This is a genomic window from Streptomyces tendae (genome assembly GCF_014650435.1).
Classification (GTDB): domain Bacteria; phylum Actinomycetota; class Actinomycetes; order Streptomycetales; family Streptomycetaceae; genus Streptomyces; species Streptomyces tendae.
Window position 1 is genome coordinate 66,248 of sequence record NZ_BMUY01000020.1, and the last position, 18,244, is coordinate 84,491.

The 18,244-nt window shown below is 73.8% G+C and carries 18 protein-coding genes; 7 read left to right on the plus strand and 11 right to left on the minus strand.

What is annotated here, in order from left to right:
- Positions 1 to 48: 48 nt before the first annotated feature.
- Entirely contained in the window at positions 49 to 903 is an 855-nt protein-coding gene (locus tag IE258_RS36550) for an RNA polymerase sigma factor SigF (RefSeq protein WP_189750181.1), read from the minus strand.
- 255 nt (positions 904 to 1,158) lie between these two features.
- Between IE258_RS36550 and IE258_RS36555 the strand changes: the two genes are divergently transcribed.
- Entirely contained in the window at positions 1,159 to 1,602 is a 444-nt protein-coding gene (locus IE258_RS36555) for a helix-turn-helix domain-containing protein (protein WP_189750133.1), read from the plus strand.
- A gap of 51 nt (positions 1,603 to 1,653) precedes the next feature.
- On the opposite strand, the gene IE258_RS36560 is transcribed toward IE258_RS36555, so the two are convergent.
- Entirely contained in the window at positions 1,654 to 2,256 is a 603-nt protein-coding gene (locus tag IE258_RS36560; protein WP_159326388.1) for a ClpP family protease, read from the minus strand.
- A gap of 1 nt (position 2,257) precedes the next feature.
- Positions 2,258 to 2,911, minus strand: coding sequence for an ATP-dependent Clp protease proteolytic subunit (locus IE258_RS36565; RefSeq protein WP_159326389.1), 654 nt, complete (start codon positions 2,909 to 2,911; stop codon positions 2,258 to 2,260).
- 200 nt (positions 2,912 to 3,111) lie between these two features.
- Between IE258_RS36565 and IE258_RS36570 the strand changes: the two genes are divergently transcribed.
- The 5 genes from IE258_RS36570 to IE258_RS36590 all read left to right on the plus strand — a co-directional run bounded on the left by IE258_RS36570 (position 3,112) and on the right by IE258_RS36590 (position 7,620).
- Positions 3,112 to 3,594 carry a VOC family protein gene (locus IE258_RS36570; RefSeq protein WP_159326390.1) on the plus strand — a complete coding sequence of 161 codons (483 nt, stop codon included), beginning with the start codon at positions 3,112 to 3,114 and terminating at the stop codon, positions 3,592 to 3,594.
- A gap of 124 nt (positions 3,595 to 3,718) precedes the next feature.
- Positions 3,719 to 4,516: a VOC family protein gene (locus tag IE258_RS36575; RefSeq protein WP_189750134.1), complete on the plus strand. Its 798-nt coding sequence runs from the start codon at positions 3,719 to 3,721 to the stop codon at positions 4,514 to 4,516.
- 31 nt (positions 4,517 to 4,547) lie between these two features.
- Positions 4,548 to 5,249 carry a ribonuclease H family protein gene (locus IE258_RS36580; RefSeq protein ID WP_142198061.1) on the plus strand — a complete coding sequence of 234 codons (702 nt, stop codon included), beginning with the start codon at positions 4,548 to 4,550 and terminating at the stop codon, positions 5,247 to 5,249.
- A 115-nt stretch (positions 5,250 to 5,364) separates the two neighbouring features.
- Positions 5,365 to 6,624: an FAD-dependent monooxygenase gene (locus IE258_RS36585; RefSeq protein WP_189750135.1), complete on the plus strand. Its 1,260-nt coding sequence runs from the start codon at positions 5,365 to 5,367 to the stop codon at positions 6,622 to 6,624.
- A gap of 12 nt (positions 6,625 to 6,636) precedes the next feature.
- Positions 6,637 to 7,620, plus strand: a complete 984-nt coding sequence (locus tag IE258_RS36590) for an aldo/keto reductase (protein WP_189750136.1) — start codon at positions 6,637 to 6,639, stop codon at positions 7,618 to 7,620.
- A gap of 27 nt (positions 7,621 to 7,647) precedes the next feature.
- On the opposite strand, the gene IE258_RS36595 is transcribed toward IE258_RS36590, so the two are convergent.
- The gene (locus tag IE258_RS36595; RefSeq protein WP_189750137.1) at positions 7,648 to 7,998 is read right to left on the minus strand and encodes a hypothetical protein; all 351 of its coding nucleotides are present in this window, start codon (positions 7,996 to 7,998) and stop codon (positions 7,648 to 7,650) included.
- Positions 7,999 to 8,230: 232 nt separating this feature from the next.
- On the opposite strand from IE258_RS36595, the gene IE258_RS36600 reads away from it, so the two are divergent.
- The gene (locus IE258_RS36600) at positions 8,231 to 8,656 is read left to right on the plus strand and encodes a DUF6328 family protein (RefSeq protein WP_167308744.1); all 426 of its coding nucleotides are present in this window, start codon (positions 8,231 to 8,233) and stop codon (positions 8,654 to 8,656) included.
- Between the two features lie 66 nt (positions 8,657 to 8,722).
- Here IE258_RS36600 and IE258_RS36605 read toward each other — a convergent pair whose 3' ends face one another.
- From IE258_RS36605 to IE258_RS36635, 7 genes are all read right to left on the minus strand, one after another.
- Positions 8,723 to 9,151, minus strand: coding sequence for an SsgA family sporulation/cell division regulator (locus IE258_RS36605; RefSeq protein WP_161380717.1), 429 nt, complete (start codon positions 9,149 to 9,151; stop codon positions 8,723 to 8,725).
- 94 nt (positions 9,152 to 9,245) lie between these two features.
- Positions 9,246 to 10,223, minus strand: coding sequence for an LLM class F420-dependent oxidoreductase (locus tag IE258_RS36610; protein ID WP_189750138.1), 978 nt, complete (start codon positions 10,221 to 10,223; stop codon positions 9,246 to 9,248).
- A gap of 68 nt (positions 10,224 to 10,291) precedes the next feature.
- On the minus strand, positions 10,292 to 11,899 hold the full coding sequence (locus IE258_RS36615; RefSeq protein ID WP_189750139.1) for a serine/threonine protein kinase: 1,608 nt from the start codon (positions 11,897 to 11,899) through the stop codon (positions 10,292 to 10,294).
- A 176-nt stretch (positions 11,900 to 12,075) separates the two neighbouring features.
- Positions 12,076 to 13,035, minus strand: a complete 960-nt coding sequence (locus IE258_RS36620) for a threonine/serine dehydratase family protein (RefSeq protein WP_189750140.1) — start codon at positions 13,033 to 13,035, stop codon at positions 12,076 to 12,078.
- A gap of 115 nt (positions 13,036 to 13,150) precedes the next feature.
- The gene (locus IE258_RS36625) at positions 13,151 to 13,828 is read right to left on the minus strand and encodes an AIM24 family protein (RefSeq protein WP_159326400.1); all 678 of its coding nucleotides are present in this window, start codon (positions 13,826 to 13,828) and stop codon (positions 13,151 to 13,153) included.
- A gap of 11 nt (positions 13,829 to 13,839) precedes the next feature.
- The gene (locus tag IE258_RS36630; RefSeq protein WP_189750141.1) at positions 13,840 to 15,144 is read right to left on the minus strand and encodes a CAP domain-containing protein; all 1,305 of its coding nucleotides are present in this window, start codon (positions 15,142 to 15,144) and stop codon (positions 13,840 to 13,842) included.
- An 85-nt stretch (positions 15,145 to 15,229) separates the two neighbouring features.
- The gene (locus IE258_RS36635; protein WP_189750142.1) at positions 15,230 to 18,199 is read right to left on the minus strand and encodes an ATP-binding protein; all 2,970 of its coding nucleotides are present in this window, start codon (positions 18,197 to 18,199) and stop codon (positions 15,230 to 15,232) included.
- Positions 18,200 to 18,244: the final 45 nt, after the last annotated feature.

Consider the following 18,244-nt stretch of genomic DNA (forward strand, 5'->3'; position numbering starts at 1 on the left):
CACCGTCGTCACCGTTCGCCCGTCGTCCGTCCGCCGTGGGGCCGGGGTTCAGGCGCAGCCGAGTTCGCCCAGCATGCCCTCGCGCAGCCCGGTGATGATCCGCTTGATCAGCCGGGACACGTGCATCTGGGAGCAGCCGAGCCGTTCGCCGATCTCCGCCTGCGTGGCCTCCTCCACGAACCGCAGGTGAATGATCTGCCGGTCCCGCTCGCTCAGCTCGGCCATCAGCGGGGCCAGCGAGTGGAAGTCCTCGACGAGCCGCAGCCCGTCCTCCTCCACTCCGATGAAGTCGGCCAGGACCGACTCGCCGTTCTCGGCTCCTTCGCCGGTCAGGGCGGCGTCCAGCGAGGAGGAGTTGTAGCCGTTGGACGCGATCTGGCCCTCGATCACCTCGCGCTCGCCGATGTTCATCAGCGTGGCGAGCTCGGCGACGGTGGGCTCGCGGTCCAGGCGCGAGGCGAGCTCCTCGCGGGCCCGGGCCAGCTCCACCCGCAGCTCCTGGAGCCGCCGCGGCACGTGCACGGCCCAGGTGGTGTCCCGGAAGAAGCGCTTGATCTCGCCGACGATGTACGGCAGCGCGAACGACGTGAACTCGACCTCGCGCGACAGCTCGAACCGGTCGATGGCCTTGATCAGGCCGATCATGCCGGTCTGGACGATGTCCTCCATGTCGTCCCCGCGACCGCGGAAGCGGCCCGCCGCGAACCGCACGAGCGACATGTTCATCTCGATCAGCGTGTTGCGCGCGTACTGGTACTCGTGCGTGCCCTCTTCGAGTTCCGTCAGGCGCCGGAAGAACTGGCGGGACAACTGCCGCGCGTCGCGCGGGGCCACGGTGCGGGGGTCCATGGTGCGGGTGTCCACGGCGTCCTGCGTTTCCGGCCGGACCACGGCGGTCTCCATTGCCTCTCCCACGAAAGTCACGGTTCGACGTCTCCCTAGGCTTTTCGCGCTTGCGGGTACCCGGGTCGCGACGGCTCATGCCCCCGTTTCTGCCCAGGGTAGTCCCGCGGACGGTCGCCGGCATCCGGGGACGCTCCCGGGCACCGGGACTACCGAGGGTCCTCGGTGCACGGGATGCTCCCGGGTCACCGGGATTTCCCTGAGGGCGGAACGCCGCCCCCTTCCGTGACGCGGCCGGAACCCTAGGCTGAGGAGGTGACCAGCCACGTGCCGAACGAAGCCCGCGTCATTCCGCTGCGCCCACGGGCCGAGCGCCCCGAGGCGCGCCCCACAGCCTCGCGCCCCACCGTCTCGCCGGTTCCCCCGGAGCGAAGGCCGCCCACCGTGCGGGAGCCCCTGTGGCGCGACCTGGTCGGCGACGTCCTGCGGCGGGAACGCCTCGAGCAGGAGCGCACCCTGAAGGAGGTCGCCGAGGCCGCCCGGATCTCCATGCCCTACCTCTCGGAGGTGGAGCGCGGCCGCAAGGAGGCGTCCTCGGAAGTGCTGGCCGCCGCCGCGGGCGCCCTCGGACTGGGCCTGGGCGACCTGCTGGCCCGCGCGCAGGGCGAGCTGGTCCGCCTCACCTCCCGGCACACCGGCGCGGGCGCGGGCCGCGGCACGCCCGGCACCCGGTTCGACGGGATGTGCCTGGCCGCCTGAGGACACGCACCGGCCGGCGCCCCGCACCGTGCGGGACGCCGGCCCGGCCCCTCAGACCCGCGCCAGGCGCCGGGCGAGCACCTCGTCGGCCAGCCCGTACGCCACCGCCTCCCGCGCGGTGAACACCTTGTCGCGGTCCATGTCGGCGCGCAGCGTCGCCACGTCGTGGTGGGTGTGGCGGGCCAGCACCTCCTCCACCTGGGAGCGGATCCGCACCATCTCCTTGGCCTGCAGCGCCAGGTCGGAGACGGTTCCCTGCCGGCCGCCGCTGGCCGGCTGCCCCAGCAGCACCCGCGCGTGCTCCAGCACGAACCGCCGTCCCGGGTCCCCGCCCGCAAGCAGCACGGCCGCCGTGGACGCCGCCTGCCCGACACAGAACGTCGAGATCGGCGCCTGCACGAAGGTCATCGTGTCGTAGATCGCCATCAGCGACGTGAACGAGCCGCCGGGGGAGTTGATGTAGATCGCGATCTCGGTCTCCGGGGCCGACGACTCCAGGTGCAGGAGCTGTGCGATCACGACGTTGGCCACACCGTCGTCGATCTCGGTCCCCAGGAAGATGATCCGCTCCGACAGCAGCCGGCTGAACACGTCGTAGGACCGCTCGCCCTGCGGGGTCCGCTCGACGACGTTCGGAATCGTGTAGCTCCCCATGTCACAGCCCCATCCGTCGCTTGGCGGCGGCCGGGCGCACGTCCGCGAGGGACTGCACGACCTGGTCCACCATTCCGTACTCCCTGGCCTCCTCGGCCGTGAACCAGCGGTCGCGGTCGCCGTCCCGGGAGATGACCTCCGGGCTCTGACCGGTGTGCTCGGCGGTGATCCGCTCGATGGTCCGCTTGGTGAACTCCAGGTTGTCCGCCTGGATCTCGATGTCCGCGGTGGTGCCGCCGATGCCCGCCGACGGCTGGTGCATCATGATCCGCGCGTTCGGCAGGGCGTAGCGCTTGCCCGCCGTGCCGACGCTCAGCAGGAACTGCCCCATGCTGGCGGCGAACCCCATGGCGAGTGTCGAGACCTCGTTGGGGATCAGCCGCATCGTGTCGTAGATGGCGAGCCCCGCGTGCACCGAACCGCCGGGGCTGTTGATGTACAGGCTGATGTCGGTGCGCGGGTCCTGCGCGGACAGGATCAGCAGCTGCGCGCAGACCCGGTTCGCGGAGACCTCGTCGACCTGGGTGCCCAGCAGCACGATCCGCTGGTCGAGCAACTGCTCGGCGAGCCGGTCGTCGAACCGGGTCGCGGGGGTGTCGCCCTCCTCGGCCCTGGGCGTCAGGGCCGGGGCCGGTCCGGTGGTGAGTGGAGACATCGGCGCTCCTTGTCGAGTCGTGGTCGGTGGGAGAGGGTCGGGCCGCGGCCGATGACGCCGCGGTCCCTCCACTCTCCGGCCGCCACGGCCCCCAGCGGGGACTTCTCTGCCCGCGGCAGATTCGCCACCGGCAGAGCGATGAGTTCCGCGGCCAGCGCCGGTCGACAGTGGTGACCGTGTTCCGCTCCCTGGAGGTACTCATGAGCACCGACGGATTCACCACCTGCCTGTGGTTCGACGGCGATGCCGAGGACGCCGCCCACTTCTACGTCTCCGTCTTCAAGAACTCCGGCGTCGGCGCCGTCACCCGCTACCCCGAGGGGGCACCGCTGCCCGCCGGGACGGTGCTCACCGTCGAGTTCACCGCCAACGGCCAGAAGTTCGTGGGCCTCAACGGCGGCCCGCAGTTCAAGTTCAACGAGGCGATCTCCTTCCAGATCACCTGCGAGGACCAGGACGAGGTCGACCACTACTGGACCAGGCTCACCGAGGGCGGCGGCGAGGACGGGCCCTGCGGCTGGCTCAAGGACCGGTTCGGCGTGTCCTGGCAGGTCGTCCCGCGCCGGCTCGAGGAGATGTTCCGCGACCCCGATCCCGCCAAGGTGGCGCGCGCCAACAAGGCCATGATGTCGATGCGCAAGCTCGACATCGCCGCACTCGAGCAGGCGTACGCCGGGCAGTGACGCGCCGCCGACGCGCGGGTCGGGGACGGGATGGCTAGCGTGAGGAACCGGACCGTGTCCGGTCGCCCCGTTCCTCGGTCCGACTCACAGTCCGCACCACTTCTCCGCACAGGAGGCGGCAGTCATGGCCGTGCAACCCGAAGGGGCCCCTTGCTGGGCCGACGCGATGTTCACCGACGTCGAGGGAGCCAAGAGCTTCTACGGCGACGTGCTCGGCTGGACCTTCGGCGAGTCGTCGTCGGAGTTCGGCAACTACACCCAGTGCTACGCGGACGGCAAGGCGGTGGCCGCCGTGGTCCCGCCCCCGCCCGGGCACGAGGACCAGTCCCAGTGGTGCCTCTACTTCGCCTCCCCGGACGCGGCGGCGACCGCCGGCCGGATCCGTGGGGCCGGCGGGGAGCTGCTCCTCGAACCGATGCGGGTGGGCGATTTCGGCACCATGTGCCTGGCCCGGGACCCGAGCGGCGTCGTCTTCGGCGTCTGGCAGGGCGACGCCCACGAGGGCTTCGAGGCGACGGCCGTGCCCGGCGCGTACTGCTGGGCGGAGGTCTTCACCCGCGAGCCCGCGAAGTCGGACGCCTTCTTCCCGGCGGTCTTCTCCTACCGGGCCCAGCAGATGCAGGACGACCAGGTGGACTTCCGCCTCTTCGACCTCGGCGACCGACCCGTCCTGGGCCGGATGGCCATGACGGAGGACTTCCCGCCCGAGGTCCCGCCCTACATCAACGTCTACTTCACCGTCGGCGACTGCGACGACGCCGTGGCCCGCGCCACCAGGCTCGGCGGCATCCTGCGGTTCGGCCCGATGACGACCCCGTTCGGGCGGTTCGCGGCACTGAGCGATCCGCAGGGCGCGAGCTTCTCGGTGATCGACATCACGACCACCGAGGGGGAGATGCCCAAGCTCACGGACGTCTCGTAGACCCCGTCCGGACACCCCGCCGGGCCATGGCATGATCGGGCGCATGCGTGAACGTGTGGTGGCCGCGTGCGACGGGGCTTCGAAGGGAAACCCGGGTCCGGCCGGCTGGGCCTGGGTGGTGGCCGACGCGTCGGAGAACCCGGTCCGCTGGGAGGCAGGCCCGCTCGGCAGGAACACCAACAACGTCGCCGAACTCACGGCGCTGGAGCGCCTGCTGGCGTCGACCGACCCCGGCGTCCCGCTCGAGGTCCGCATGGACTCGCAGTACGCCATGAAGGCCGTCACCACCTGGCTGCCCGGCTGGAAGCGCAACGGCTGGAAGACCGCCGCCGGCAAGCCGGTCGCCAACCAGGAGCTGGTCGTGCGCATCGACGAGCTGCTCGACGGCCGCTCGGTCGAGTTCCGTTACGTCCCCGCCCACCAGGTCGACGGCGACCGGCTCAACGACTTCGCCGACCGCGCCGCCAGCCAGGCGGCCGTCGTCCAGGAAGCCGCGGGCAGCGCTCTCGGCTCGCCCGAGCCACCGCCCGCACCGGACGCCCCGGCGACCCGTAAGTCTCCGCGCCGGGCGTCGGGGGCGGCCCGCAAGGGCGGCGGCTCCTCGGCGCGCACCATCAAGGCCAAGTTCGCCGGGCGCTGCCTGTGCGGCCGCTCGTACGCGGCCGGGGAGCCCATCGCCAAGAACGACCGGGGCTGGGGCCACCCGGAGTGCCGCACGGCGACCGCCGGATAGACCGCGCCGCCCGACACACCGCACCCGCCCACGGCCGCGCGGCACCGGCCCGCGCACCCCCTCTTGTTACTCTGCGGTCCCGAATGACCGTTATGAGTGCATACCAGGGGTGTGTGTGAAGGTCGCCTGCGTCGGCGGTGGGCCCGCCGGACTGTATCTGTCGATCCTGCTGAAGCTGCGGGACCCGAACCACGACGTCACCGTCCACGAACGCGACCCGGAGGGCTCCACCTACGGCTGGGGCGTCACCTACTGGCGACCACTGCTCGACCGGCTCCAGGAGCACGACCCCGCCTCCGCGCGCGCCGTCGAGCAGCACTCCGTGCGCTGGCGGGACGGCGTCGCCCGGGTGGGCGACCTGGCCACCCGGCACCACGGCGACGAGGGCTTCGGCATCGGCCGCCACCGGCTCCTCGCGATCCTCGCCGCCCGCGCCCGCGAGCTGGGCGTACGCCTGGAGTACGAGCGGCAGGTCACCGGCGCGAACCCGCCCGCCGCCGACCTGGTGGTGGCGGCCGACGGGGCGGGCAGCGCCCTGCGAGCCCAGCACGCCGAACACTTCGGTACCGAGATCACCGCGGGCCGCAACCACTACGTGTGGCTCGGCACCACCAAGGTCTTCGACGCCTTCACCTTCGCCTTCGTCGAGACCGGCCACGGCTGGATCTGGGCGTACGGCTACGGCTTCGGCCCCGAGGGCAGTACCTGCGTCGTCGAGTGCGCGCCCGCGACCTGGACCGGCCTGGGCCTGGACCGGGCCGACGAGACCGAGGGACTGCTCGTGCTGGAGAAGCTCTTCGCGGACCTGCTGGACGGGCACCCGCTCACCGCGCGGTCCTCCGGCCGGGCCGGCGCCACCTGGCGCACCTTCCGCACCCTCACCAACCGCACCTGGTCCCGAGGCGGCCTGGTGCTGCTCGGCGACGCCGCCCACACCACGCACTACTCCATCGGCGCGGGCACCACCCTCGCCCTGGAGGACGCCATGGCGCTGTCGGCGGCGCTGCACGAGCGGGCCACCCTCCCGGACGCCCTCGCCGCCTACGAACGCGAACGCCGGGCGGCCCTGCTGCCGATGCAGAGCGCGGCCCGGCTCAGTGCCCAGTGGTACGAGAACCTGCCGCGCTACATCCACCTGCCGCCCCAGCAGATGTTCGCCCTGCTCGGCCAGCGCCACTCGCCGCTGCTGCCGTACCTCCCGCCCCGCCTGTACTACCGAATCGACCGGGCGGCCGGCCGGCTGGAGACGCTGCGCAGGGTCAAGCGCCGGCTGGGGCCCGTGATCGCGCGCACGGCCCAGGCGCGCAGGCTCGCCACCGGCGAAGGACCGGGCCGCTCCCGGCGTCCCGACGCGGTGCCCGCGCACCGCGGATGACAGACTGACGCCATGGACGAGCGCACTTTCGGCAGGTCGGATCAGCACGCGTCGGTGGTCGGCCTCGGCACCTGGCAACTGGGCGCCGACTGGGGAGACGTGGACGACAAGGAAGCCCTCGCGGTACTGGAGGCGGCGGCCGAGTCGGGGGTGACCTTCTTCGACACCGCGGACGTCTACGGCGACGGCCGCAGCGAACAGACCATCGCGACGTTCCTCGCGAGCAGGCCCGACCTGCACGTGCTGGTCGCCACCAAGATGGGCCGGCGGGTCGACCAGATCCCGCAGAACTACGTCCTGGACAACTTCCGGGAGTGGAACGACCGCTCCCGCCGCAACCTCGGTGTCGACCGCCTGGACCTGGTGCAGCTGCACTGCCCGCCGACGCCCGTCTACTCCAGCGACGAGGTGTTCGACGCCCTGGACACCCTGGTCGAGGAGGAGCGCGTCGCCGCGTACGGCGTCAGCGTGGAGACCTGCGCCGAGGCGCTGACCGCGATCGCCCGGCCGAACGTGGCGAGCGTCCAGATCATCCTCAACCCGTTCCGGATGAAGCCCCTGAGCGAGGTCCTGCCCGCGGCCCGCGAGGCGGGCGTCGGCATCATCGCCCGGGTGCCGCTGGCGTCCGGCCTGCTGACCGGCAAGTACACCGAGGACACCGTCTTCGCGGCCAACGACCACCGGAACTTCAACCGGCACGGCGAGGCGTTCGACCAGGGCGAGACCTTCTCCGGCGTCGACTTCGCCACCGGGGTGTCGGCCGCCGCCGAGTTCGCGGCGCTCGCGCCCGAGGGGTACACCCCGGCCCAGCTGGCGCTGCGCTGGATCGTCCAGCAGCCCGGCGTGACGACGGTGATCCCGGGCGCCCGTTCGCCGGAGCAGGCCCGCGCCAACACCGACGCCGCCCGGCTGCCGGAGCTGTCCGACGCCACCCTCGCCGCGATCCGCGACCTCTACGACCGGCGCGTCAAGGACCAGGTCGAGAACCGCTGGTAGGCGGCCGGCGGTCGGGGCGAGGCGGCCTCACGGCACCAGGAGCAACTGCCGTTCCCGCTCCTGGTCGCCCGAGGCCGCTCCGTCGTCGCGCGCGGTGAAGGCGCGGGACAGCGTCTCGCTCGCCGCCTCCACGGCCTGCGGCGTGCCCTGAACGGTCACCGTCACCGGCGCGGAGAGCGTGTCACCCGCTGTCCGCGGGGGCGCCTGGGCGGCCTGCGGGGTCTCAGGGGAGTCGAAGGTCGCGGTGCGCACCGTCGCGCCCTCGTCTGCGGGCGGGCCGTCGGGAGCCCCGAAGACGCCTTCCAGGGCGCGGACGATCGCCCGCGCGTCGTCGATGCCGCCGCCGTCGAGCGTCACGGTGAGCTGAGTGTCGGACATCCTTCGCCTTCCTTGCCGCGCGTCCGTCGGTCCCGGGCCGTGTAACCGTCCCCCGATCACCCAAACCGCCGGTCGCCGCCCCGGCCCGGCGCCTGAGTCCGAGGATCCCGGGAACAGGGAAGAGGACGCAGGCGACGGTCACCGGGAGGACGACGTGAGGGACTCGGAAGCGGCTGAGGGCTCGGGCCGGCGCAGGGGCCGCAACGAGACCGAGGAGGAGCGGGCGGACCGGATGTGGACGGAGCTGATCCAGGAGGTCCGCGTCGCGCAGATGGGCGTGCAGATCCTGTTCGGCTTCCTGCTCACGGTCGTCTTCCAGCCGAAGTACGAGACCCTGTCGGACACCGATCAGACGATCTACCTGATCACGGTCGTCCTCGGCGCCGTGACCACCGGCGCCCTGATCGGCCCGGTGTCCCTGCACCGCCTCGTCTCCGGACGGCGGGTGAAGCCCCAGGCGGTGCGGTGGGCGTCCCGGCTGACCGTGCTCGGCCTGGTGCTGCTGCTCGCCACGACGGCCTGCTCGCTGCTGCTGATCCTGCGCGTCGCGACCCACGACGGCTTCGTGCCCTACCTCGTCACCGGCGTGGTGCTCTGGTACCTGCTGTGCTGGTTCGGCATCCCGCTGTGGACCCGGCACCGCCACACGGCCCGCTGAGACCCGGTGGCCGACGGCCGGCGGCCCCGCGGCCGGCCCTCGGCCCTCGCCTCAAGCTCTCCGCCGTCAGCCCTCCGCCGTCAGCTCGGCGAGGAAGTCGTCGACGCCCACGCGTTCCCGCCCCGGCCGGACCACCGTGTGCGTCTCGCGCAGGAAGGCCTCGACGGCCGCCGCCCACACGAACACCACGGCACGGTGCCGGGCCCCGTCGGCCCGGTCGTCACCCAGCAGTTCGATGCGCAGTTCGTCCCACATGCCGCGCGACTCCGGCCGCAGCCGCACGTCGCCCACGCCCACCGGGCGGGTGAGCCCCTCGGCGACCATCTCCCGGTCCAGCGTCCAGCGGGCGAGCACCCGGCCGTCGTGGCTGAAGAGCACCGTGAGGGCGAACGGGTCCGCCGCGTCGTACGCGAGGTGGGCGAGCACCGGGAACCGGTCGGCGGTGTCGCCCGCCTGGAGCTGCACGACCATGGTCTTGTGCACGGCGGTGTTCACGAGGGCCTCCAGGAGGACGGACGTAGAGCCCTCTAGTACCCCGCACAGCGGCGAGATGCTCAGTCGTCCGGGTGATTCGCCCGTCCCCGGGGTTTCAGTCGCGGCCGAACTCCTCGCGCAGCGCGGGCAGCAGGGTCTTCTCCGACCAGTCCAGGAAGGCGGGTTGCGACTCGCCGCCGATCTGCACCAGGGCGATCTCGGTGAACCCGGCCTCGACGTAGGGGCGTACGGCCGCCACGAAGGCGTCCGGGTCGTCGCCGCAGGGGATGGACTCGGCGACGTCGTCGGGTGTCACGAACTGGGTGGCCGCCTCGAAGGAGTCCGGGTGCGGCAGTTCGGAGTTGACCTTCCAGCCGCTGCCGAACCAGCGGAACTGCGCGTGGGCCCGCTTGACCGCCGTGTCCCGGTCGGGGTCGTAGGAGACGGGCAGCTGGCCCACGCGCGGCTTGCCCGTGCCGCCGTGCCGGTCGAAGGACTCCAGCAGCCCGGCCTTCGGCTCGGTGGCGATCACCAGGTCGGCGAACTCGCCCGCCAGCTCGCAGGAGCGCTCCCCGGAGACGGCGACACCGATGGGGGGTGCGCTCTCCGGCAGGTCCCAGAGCCGGGCCGACTCCACGTCGAAGTGCGTGCCGCGGTGGTTGACGTGGCCGCCCGCGAACAGCGCCCGGATGATCTCCACGGCCTCCTTGAGCATCTCGTGCCGTACGTCGACGGACGGCCAGCCGCCGCCCACCACGTGCTCGTTGAGGTTCTCGCCCGAGCCGAGACCCAGCCGGAAGCGGCCCTCGGACAGCAACTGCAGCGTCGCCGCCTTCTGCGCCACCACCGCCGGGTGGTACCGGAACGTCGGACACGTCACGTACGTCATCAGCGGGATCCGGGAGGTCGCCTGCGCCGCGGCGCCCAGCACGCTCCAGGCGTAGGGCGCGTGGCCCTGTGCGCGCAGCCAGGGGAAGTAGTGGTCCGAGGTCACCGAGAAGTCGAACCCCACCTCCTCGGCCCGCACCAGATGGCCGACGAGTTCCCGCGGGCCGGCCTGCTCGGTCATCATCGTGTATCCGATGTGTGCCATGGCGGCCGAGTCCCCGCCCGGCCCGAGGGAAAACAGGGGGAAAGCAGAGGGAAACGGGGTGGAAGGTATCAGGTCCGGTCTTCCCGGAAGGTACCGAGGAAGGCGGCGAGCGCCCGCTCGTTCGCGGGGTCGTCCCAGTCGCCGGCCGGAGTCGTCCAGCGCAGCGAGAAGCTGCGTCCGCCGCCGAGCAGGAACCCCCGGCCGAAGGTGCGGACCCGGGAGCCGTCGTCCCCAGCCAGCCACTCCATGTCGGCCGCCGCGCGCCCCCGGTAGGTGGTCGCGCGGATCTCGCCGATCCGCCGGTAGCCGTCCGAGCGCGCCAGCCCCGGCTCGACGTCGTCGCGCCAGACGGCCACCGGGTCCGCGCCCGCACTCCTGCTGTAGGTGACGGCGAGGGTGCGCGGATCGCCGGACGCCCCGAACACCACCCGGTACGCGCCGTCCGGCACGCGTGCGGTGTCCAGCCGGCGCCAGCCGCCGGGCAGGGCGACGGAGAAGCCCTCCGGCGCGTCGTAGCGGCGGAAGCCGGCCGGAGCGGGGACACCCGGCCGCGAGGGCGAGGCGCTCGCGCCAGGACCGCCGGCCGGGGCGGAGGGCGAGGCCGGGGGTCCGGAGCCGGTGGGCGGGGCGGACGGCGTCGAGGGGCGCGGCCGGGCGCCCGTGGCGGCGCCCTCCCCGGCGCCGGGGCGCCCGTCGGTGGCGGCGAGGACCGCGAGCACGGCGACCGTGACCGTCGCGAGGGCCAGGGCGGTCCCGGCCACCACGGTCCGCCGCGACCGGTCGCGGCCCGCCTGCCGGGCGGCGGCGTACACACCGCGCAGCCCGGGCCGGGTGGTCACCTCGGCGGTGGTGCCGGGTTCCTCCGCCAGCGCCCGGGCGAGGGCCGCCCGCACCACCGGGTGGGTCAGCCGGTCCCGGGAGTTCTTGCGCAGCAGCCCCTGCACGGCTTGGGTGAGTGGACCGGCGCGCACCGGCGTGCGCAGCGGCAGCCGGTCCACCCCCTTCAGGGTGGCCTCGGGCCGGCCCCGGTCACGGAACGGCGGCCGGCCCTCGACCATCGTGTAGAGGATCGCGCCCAGCGTCCACAGGTCGGCCGCGGGCCCGATCCGCTCGTCGCGGGCCTGCTCGGGCGAGGCGTACGCGGGTGCCGTCAGCCGCGGGGCGAGGGTGGCGCCGGCCAGTCCGAAGCCGGTGACGACGACGGAGCCCTCCTCGCGCACGAACACCTGCCCCGGGCTCAGCTCGCCGTGCGTCACGCCGTGGGTGTGCGCCGCGTCCAGCACCGCCAGCAATTCCAGGCCGACGCGCGCGGCCCGGGCGTAGTTGAAGGCGCCCCGGCGGTCGAGGACGTCACCGAGCGGAACACCGGCGACCCATTCGGTCACCGTCCACAGCATGCCGTCCACCAGCGCCGCGTCGAGCACCACGGCGATCCGCCCGGGGCACAGCGACGCCATGGTCTCGCCGGTGCGGATCACCCGGCCCGGGGCCCGGTGGACGGCCTCACCGGCCGGTTCCTCCGGCAGCGCGATCTGCGTGACCAGGCACGGGCGGCCCGTCGTGGCGTCCTCCCCGGACCAGCAGACCCGGTTCGTCTCGCGCTGGACGACCTCGAACAGGCGGTAGCGTCCGGCGACCAGCTCGTGTGTGGAGACGTGCGCCCTGCCCATGGTCATCCCTCGTTCGCACCGCCGGCTCTCTGCTCGACCAGAGGTACGTCGCCGGGACGGGGATGCGTTCAGCGCAGGCGCCCACCGGCCCGGTTTCTGACCCTTCTTCAAAAACCGCGGGCACGGCACCCGCGCACGGCACCCGCGCACGGCACCCGCGCACGGCCCCGCCCTGCCCGGTGTCAGCGCAGTCCGAAGCGGTCCGCCCACACCGCCATGTCGGCCACCGTGGCATTGCCCCCGCACACCACGAGCCCGATCCGGGCGTCGTCGCCGACCCGCTCCACCACCTGCCGGGCCGCCGGGAGCAGACAGCCGGCGGCGGGCTCGGTCCACACCTTGGCGTGCTCGGCGAGCGCGAGCGACCCCTCGACCGCCTCCCGGTCCGACACCACGAGCACCTCGGTGACCAGCTCCGACACATGGTCGTACGTCACCTGGGAGACGGCCGGCGCGCTGAGCGTGGTGACGACCGAGGACAGGGGCACCGCGAGCGGCCCGCCCGCCGCGAGCGCCCGGGACATGGCCTCGGCGCCCTCGGTCTCCACGCCCCAGATCCGCACCCCGGGCCGCAGCGCCCGCAGCGCCGCCGCCACGCCCGCGATCAGCCCGCCGCCCCCGATGCTCACCAGCACGTCGGTGAGGTCGGCGGCGTCCTCGGCGAACTCCAGCCCCACGGTGCCCTGTCCGGCGATCACCACGGGGTCGTCGAAGGGATGGACCAGGGTCAGCCCTTCCTCCCGGAGCCGGCCGACGAGCGCGAAGGCGCTGTCCATGCCGTCGGTGAGGCGCACCACCGCGCCCGCCTCCTCGGCGATCTCCACGGAACGCGCCGGTGCCGTGCGCGGCATGACCACCGTGGCCTTCACGTCGAGGGCGGCCGCCATCACCGCCACCGCGATGCCGTGGTTGCCGCCGCTGACGGCGACGACACCGGCGGCCCGCTCGGCCCCGGTCAGCGAGAGCAGCTTCGCCGTGGCGCCGCGCGCCTTGAACGAGCCGGTGCGCTGCAGCAGCTCCAGCTTCGCGGTGACCGGGACGCCGAGCAGCGCGGACAGCCCCGGGCTGGGCACGGTCGGGGTGCGTACGACATGTCCGGCGATCCGCTCGGCCGCGGCTTCGATCTCCGTGATCCCGATCAAGGCAGTCTTCCTTCCGGCGCGGGCGCTGATCCGCGCCCCTTCGCACCCTTTCGCGCGACGCCCCCAAGGTCAACACGGACCCTGGGGGCCGGGGCCGGGGGCGGAGGAAGGAGGCTCAGTGCTGCTGCGTCTTCTGCGGAGTCGCCTCACTCGGCCGTACGACGACGAAGCCCTCGCCCTGGAGCAGCAGCTGGACGGCCTCGCCCGAACCCCCGCGCAGCATCGAGCCGATCGACTGCGACCGGTGCAGGGAGGTCGCGAGCCCCGCGGACCAGCCGACGATCGCGTCCGTGTCGACGTAGACCGGGTACTGGTGCGAGACCGGGATGACCAGCGGATTGCCCTCGCAGACCAGGCCCAGCCTGCCGTGCCCGGTGAAGACGCTGTTGAACAGACCGCCGCCGGCGATGCCCGAGCCCTTGACGGTGGCGATGCGGTAGGACAACGACGCGTCGAAGCACAGGACGTTGCGGCCGTTGACGGTGAACTCGTCACCCGGCTCGACCTCGACGATGAAGCAGTTCTGGGCCTCGTTCGCGAACCAGGCCTCGCCCTGTCCGCGCACCGCCATCAGCGGCAGACCCTCCCCGGTGACCGCGCGCTTGAGCATGCCGCCCACGCCCTGGCCCTTGCGCTCGAACTGGAGACTGCCCCGGTAGGCGATCATCGCGCCCTGCCGGGCGAGCATCTCGCCGTTCACCGCGTAACGGATGCACTTGGAGTTCTCGACGGTCATGCCCGGCGCCGTGGCGGGCTGCACCATGTGCTCGCTGGAAAAGAGGTCACCCTTCATGCCCTCATCCTTCAGCCGCCGAAGAGTTGCGTCCAGTAGGTGCCCGCCCGGCCGCCGCCGGCCAGGCCGACACCGATGTGGGTGAAGTCGGACTTGAGGATGTTGGCCCGGTGCCCCGGGCTGTTCATCCAGCCCTCCACCACGTCGGCGGGGGAGCGCTGGCCGCAGGCGATGTTCTCGCCGACCGTGCGCCGGGCGGCGCCCGCGGCGGCGGCGCGGTCCCAGGGCTTGCCGCCGTCCGGATCGGTGTGCGAGTAGAAGTCGCGGGCCACCATGTCCGCGCTGTGCGCCTGCGCCGCGGTGGTCAGCCGGGCGTCGACGGCCAGGGCGGGCAGCCCCGCCGCGGCCCGCTCCCGGTTGGTGAGGTCGACGACCTCCGTCGTCGTGCGGGCCAGGCCGTCCGAGGTGAGCGGCACGGCCCACAATGCCGTCCAGTACGTGTCGCCCGAGGGCCCGCCCGTGACGTGCGCCCACCCGGCGTGCGTGAAGCGGCCGTCGTGCAGCGTGCGCCGGGTGCGCTCGGTGCGCAGGCAGTAGGCGACGAACTCGGCGGGCGTGCGCGGGCCCGAGACCAGGTGCTCGCCGACGGTGAGATAGGCGAACCCGGCCGAGACGACGCGCTGGTGGACCGAGACACCGTCCCGCGTCTCGACGCTCAGCGTGCCCGCGGCGGCCATGGCGGCGGCGTGCGCGCGGGCCGCGGAGAGCAGGCGGGGGTCGGTCAGTACGGAGGGCGAACCGGCAGCGGCACGAGCGGAGTTGACCAGATCGAGCAACTCGTCGGACGGGCCCTCGGGGCCGGCCGGTTCCGGGGCCGCGGCGGGCCGGGACGGCGCGTCGTCGGTCACCTCCACGCCGAAGTCCCGGGCGAGCCCGGCGAGTCCGTCGGCGTACCCCTGCCCCAGGGCACGCACCTTCCAGCCCGCCCCGCGCCGGTAGAACTCCACGAGCAGCAGCACGGTCTCCTGCCCGGGACGCACGGGGGTGAACCGGGCGACGGCCCGGCCGCGGGCGTCGGCGACCAGGACCGTGGGGGAGGGGAGCGCGCTCAGCACGGTGCCGGGGTCCGACGGGCTGACCGCCACCGTCACCCGGGTGGCGCCCGGCCGCAGCCGCGCCGGATCGACGGTGAGCGTGTCGTCCCGCAGGCCGGCGCCGGGTGCCTCCGGCTGGTTGTAGAAGACGAAGTCCTCGTCGCCGGCGACCTTTCCGCCGTCGTCCGTGACGAGCGCCGACACGTCGAAGCCGCCGGGCACCCGTACGCTCACGGGGCCGCCCGGCAGAGGGACGTTGCCCCCGGGGACCAAGTCGCTCATCGTGCCGTCCTGTGTCGTGGTGCGCGCTCCGGAAGCCGGTGCCGGGTCAACGTCCGCCGGGCGGCGGGGGTTCCCGGGGTCCGCCTCAGTGCGGCGACGTCGGCTCCGGGGCGACCAGACCCTGCCGGTGGGCGACCGCGACCGCCTCCGTGCGGCTGGCCGCGTTCAGCTTGGCGAGGATGTTGGACACGTGGACGCTCGCCGTCTTGGCGCTGATGTACAGCTCCTCGCCGATCCGGCGGTTGCTGTGCCCCAGCGCGAGCAGTCGCAGGACGTCCTGCTCGCGGGCGGTCAGCGCCGCGCTGCTCGTCCCGGCCGCCGCGGGGCCGCCCGTGAGCCGGCCGCGCCGGGCCAGGTCGTCGAGCCGCTCGCGCAGCACCGTCGCGCCGAGCCGGTCGGCCTCCCGGCGTACGGTGTCCGCCTCGGCGGCCGCCTCCTCGCGCCGGTCGGCGGCCAGCAGCGCCTCGGCCAGCCGCAGCCTGCACCGCGCGCGTTCGTAGGCATCGCCGTACGTGAAGGCGGCGACCGCCTTCTCCCAGGCCGCCGGGTCCGGCGCGGCGCCGGCGACCCGGGACCACTCGGCCTCCGCACGCGCCAGCCACGCCTGCCCCTCCGGGCCCTGCGGCACGTCGTCGTAGCCGTGCCCGGCGGACCAGCGGGCGTCGGCCAGCAGTTCGGCCGCCGTGTCCGACCAGCGGGCCACCCCGGCGTCGTCCCCGGCCCGGCGCAGCTCGGTCACGGTGTCGGCGACGGCGGACAGCGCGAGGGTGGCCAGGCGCAGGGTCACGGTGGGGCGCGTGCCCGCCTCGGTGAGCGTCTCGACGCTGGACCGCATCCAGCGCACGGCGTCCTCCGCGTCCCCGCGCAGTGCCGCCGCGTCGGTCAGTACGACGCCCGCGACCATCCGCGCCATCCAGTCGAACGGCCCCCTCAGCAGGGCCCGGGCCCGGTCCGCCACCCCCGCGTCGCCGCGCGCCAGCGCCACGTACAGCCCCGGTCCGAGGGCGTGACCGTCCACGGCCGACCGCTCCCCGGAGTCCTCGGCGGACTCGCGCAGCACCTCGTCCCAGTGGCCCAGCGTGTACTGCACGAGCAGCCGCAGATACCGCATCTCCCGCGGGTACGGCGAGGACAGCAGCCCGGAGCGGCGGGCCCGGTCCAGGCCCTCCGAAGCCCAGGGCAGGCACTCCTCCAGGTCGCCGGACTCGAAGCAGCCGATGGCGAGGTTGAACAGCGCGCGCAGCTCCACGGGGGCGTTGCCCGCCCGCCGCGCCAGCTCGCGTGCCTCCAGGAGCCGCTCCCGGCCCTCAGGGGTGGCGCGACTGTGGCCCTCCAGGCTCGTCAGCGAGATCAGCAGATCGGCGCGGGCGTCGGTGACCTCCAGCTCTTCGGCGGCTCGCAGCGCCCGGCGGGCCACCCCGAGCGCCGTCTCGTTCTCCCCGACCTGGCGGGCCGCCGTCACATGCGTCGCCGCCGCCCACACCCACGTCGACGAGGGCGGTTCGGCGGGGATCAGACCCAGCGCCTCGCTGCTGTAGGCGTACGCGGACTCCAGGTTGTCGACGCTCAGCAGATTGCCGGCCAGGGTGTAGCGGACGCGGGCGGCCAGCTCCAGGTCCGCGTCCTGGCCGAGGCCGGCCAGCGCGGAGCGGGTGAGGGAGACCGCGCGGTGCAGTTCACCGGCGTGCACGGCGGCCGCGGAGGCACGCAGCGTGAGCGTCACCGCGTCGGGTCCGGCGGGCCGGGCGGCGGCGTCGACCGCCGTCCACAGGTCCAGCGCCGCCTCGACGTGCCGCAGCTCCTCGGCGGGCGCGCCGATGCGCTGGGCGTGGTCGGCGGCCTCCAGGGACGTGGCGAGCGCCTCGGGCAGGTCGTGGCTCTCGCGGTAGTGGTGCGCGCGCTCGGCCGCGTGGTCCGACCGGCGCTGCGGGCCCGCGAGCAGCCGGGCGAAGGCGCCGTGCAGCCGGGCCCGTTCACCTGGCAGCAGGTCCGCGTAGACGGCTTCCCGGGCGAGGGCGTGCCGGAAGGAGTAGGTGTCCCCGTCGCCGGAGACCAGCAACTGCCGCTCCACCGCCTCGCGCAGCGCCGACTCCAGCTCTTCCTCGGGCAGCCCGACGGCGTCCCGGAGCAGGCCGTGGCCCACCCGGCGGCCCGCCACGGCGGCGGTGCGCAGCACCTGCTGGGCGGTCTCGGACAGCTGCTCGAACCGGATGAGCAGGACGTCGGCCAGCCCGCTGGGGACGCCCCCGGCCGGCGCGTCCGTGGCCGCGACCAGCTCCTCGGCGTAGAAGGCGTTGCCCTCGGCCCGTTCGACGATCCGGCGTACGGTCGTGTCCGGCAGCCGCCGCCGGCGCAGCGAGCGCACCAGCCGGGCCACGTCCGCGTCCGGCAACGGGCGCAGCTCCAGCCGCTCCACGCCGGGCAGGCGCACCAGCTCGGCCAGCAGCGGGCGCAGCGGGTGGCGGCGGTGCAGGTCGTCCGCCCGGTACGAGGCGAACAGCGCGAGCCGGTGGCCGGGCGCCCCGCCCGCCGGACGCTGCAGGACCCCCCGCCCGAGCAGGAACCTCAGCAGGTCCCGGGAGGACTGGTCGGCCCAGTGCAGGTCCTCCAGGACCAGCAGCAGCGGTGCGACGTCCGCCAGGTCGGTCAGGAGGGCGGCCACGCCCTCGAAGAGCCTGAGGCGCGAGGGCGCGGCGTCGGTTCCGGCGTCCGGGCCGCCGCCGAGCAGCCGGTCGGCCACCGGGTGCCCGGCGAGTACGGAGGCGAACCGCTCGTCGGCGGCGAGCAGGCCCAGGATCTCGGTGAACGGCAGATACGGCAGGCCCACGTCGCCCAGGTCCACGCAGTGACCGGTGAGCACCGTCGTCCCGGCCGCGGCGGCGCGCCCGGCGACCTCGTCCAGGGTCCGGGTCTTGCCGACCCCGGCGTCCCCGGCCACGAGGACCGCGCGGGCCTCACCGGCGCGGGCGCGCTCCAGCACGCCGGTGAGACGCGCGAGTTCGTCCTCGCGGCCGACGAGCGGGCTGGTGAGTGAGGTCTGCGGCACGCCGCCCATCCTGACACGCGGGTCCGACAGCGGGCCTCCCCCTTTCCCGGCCCG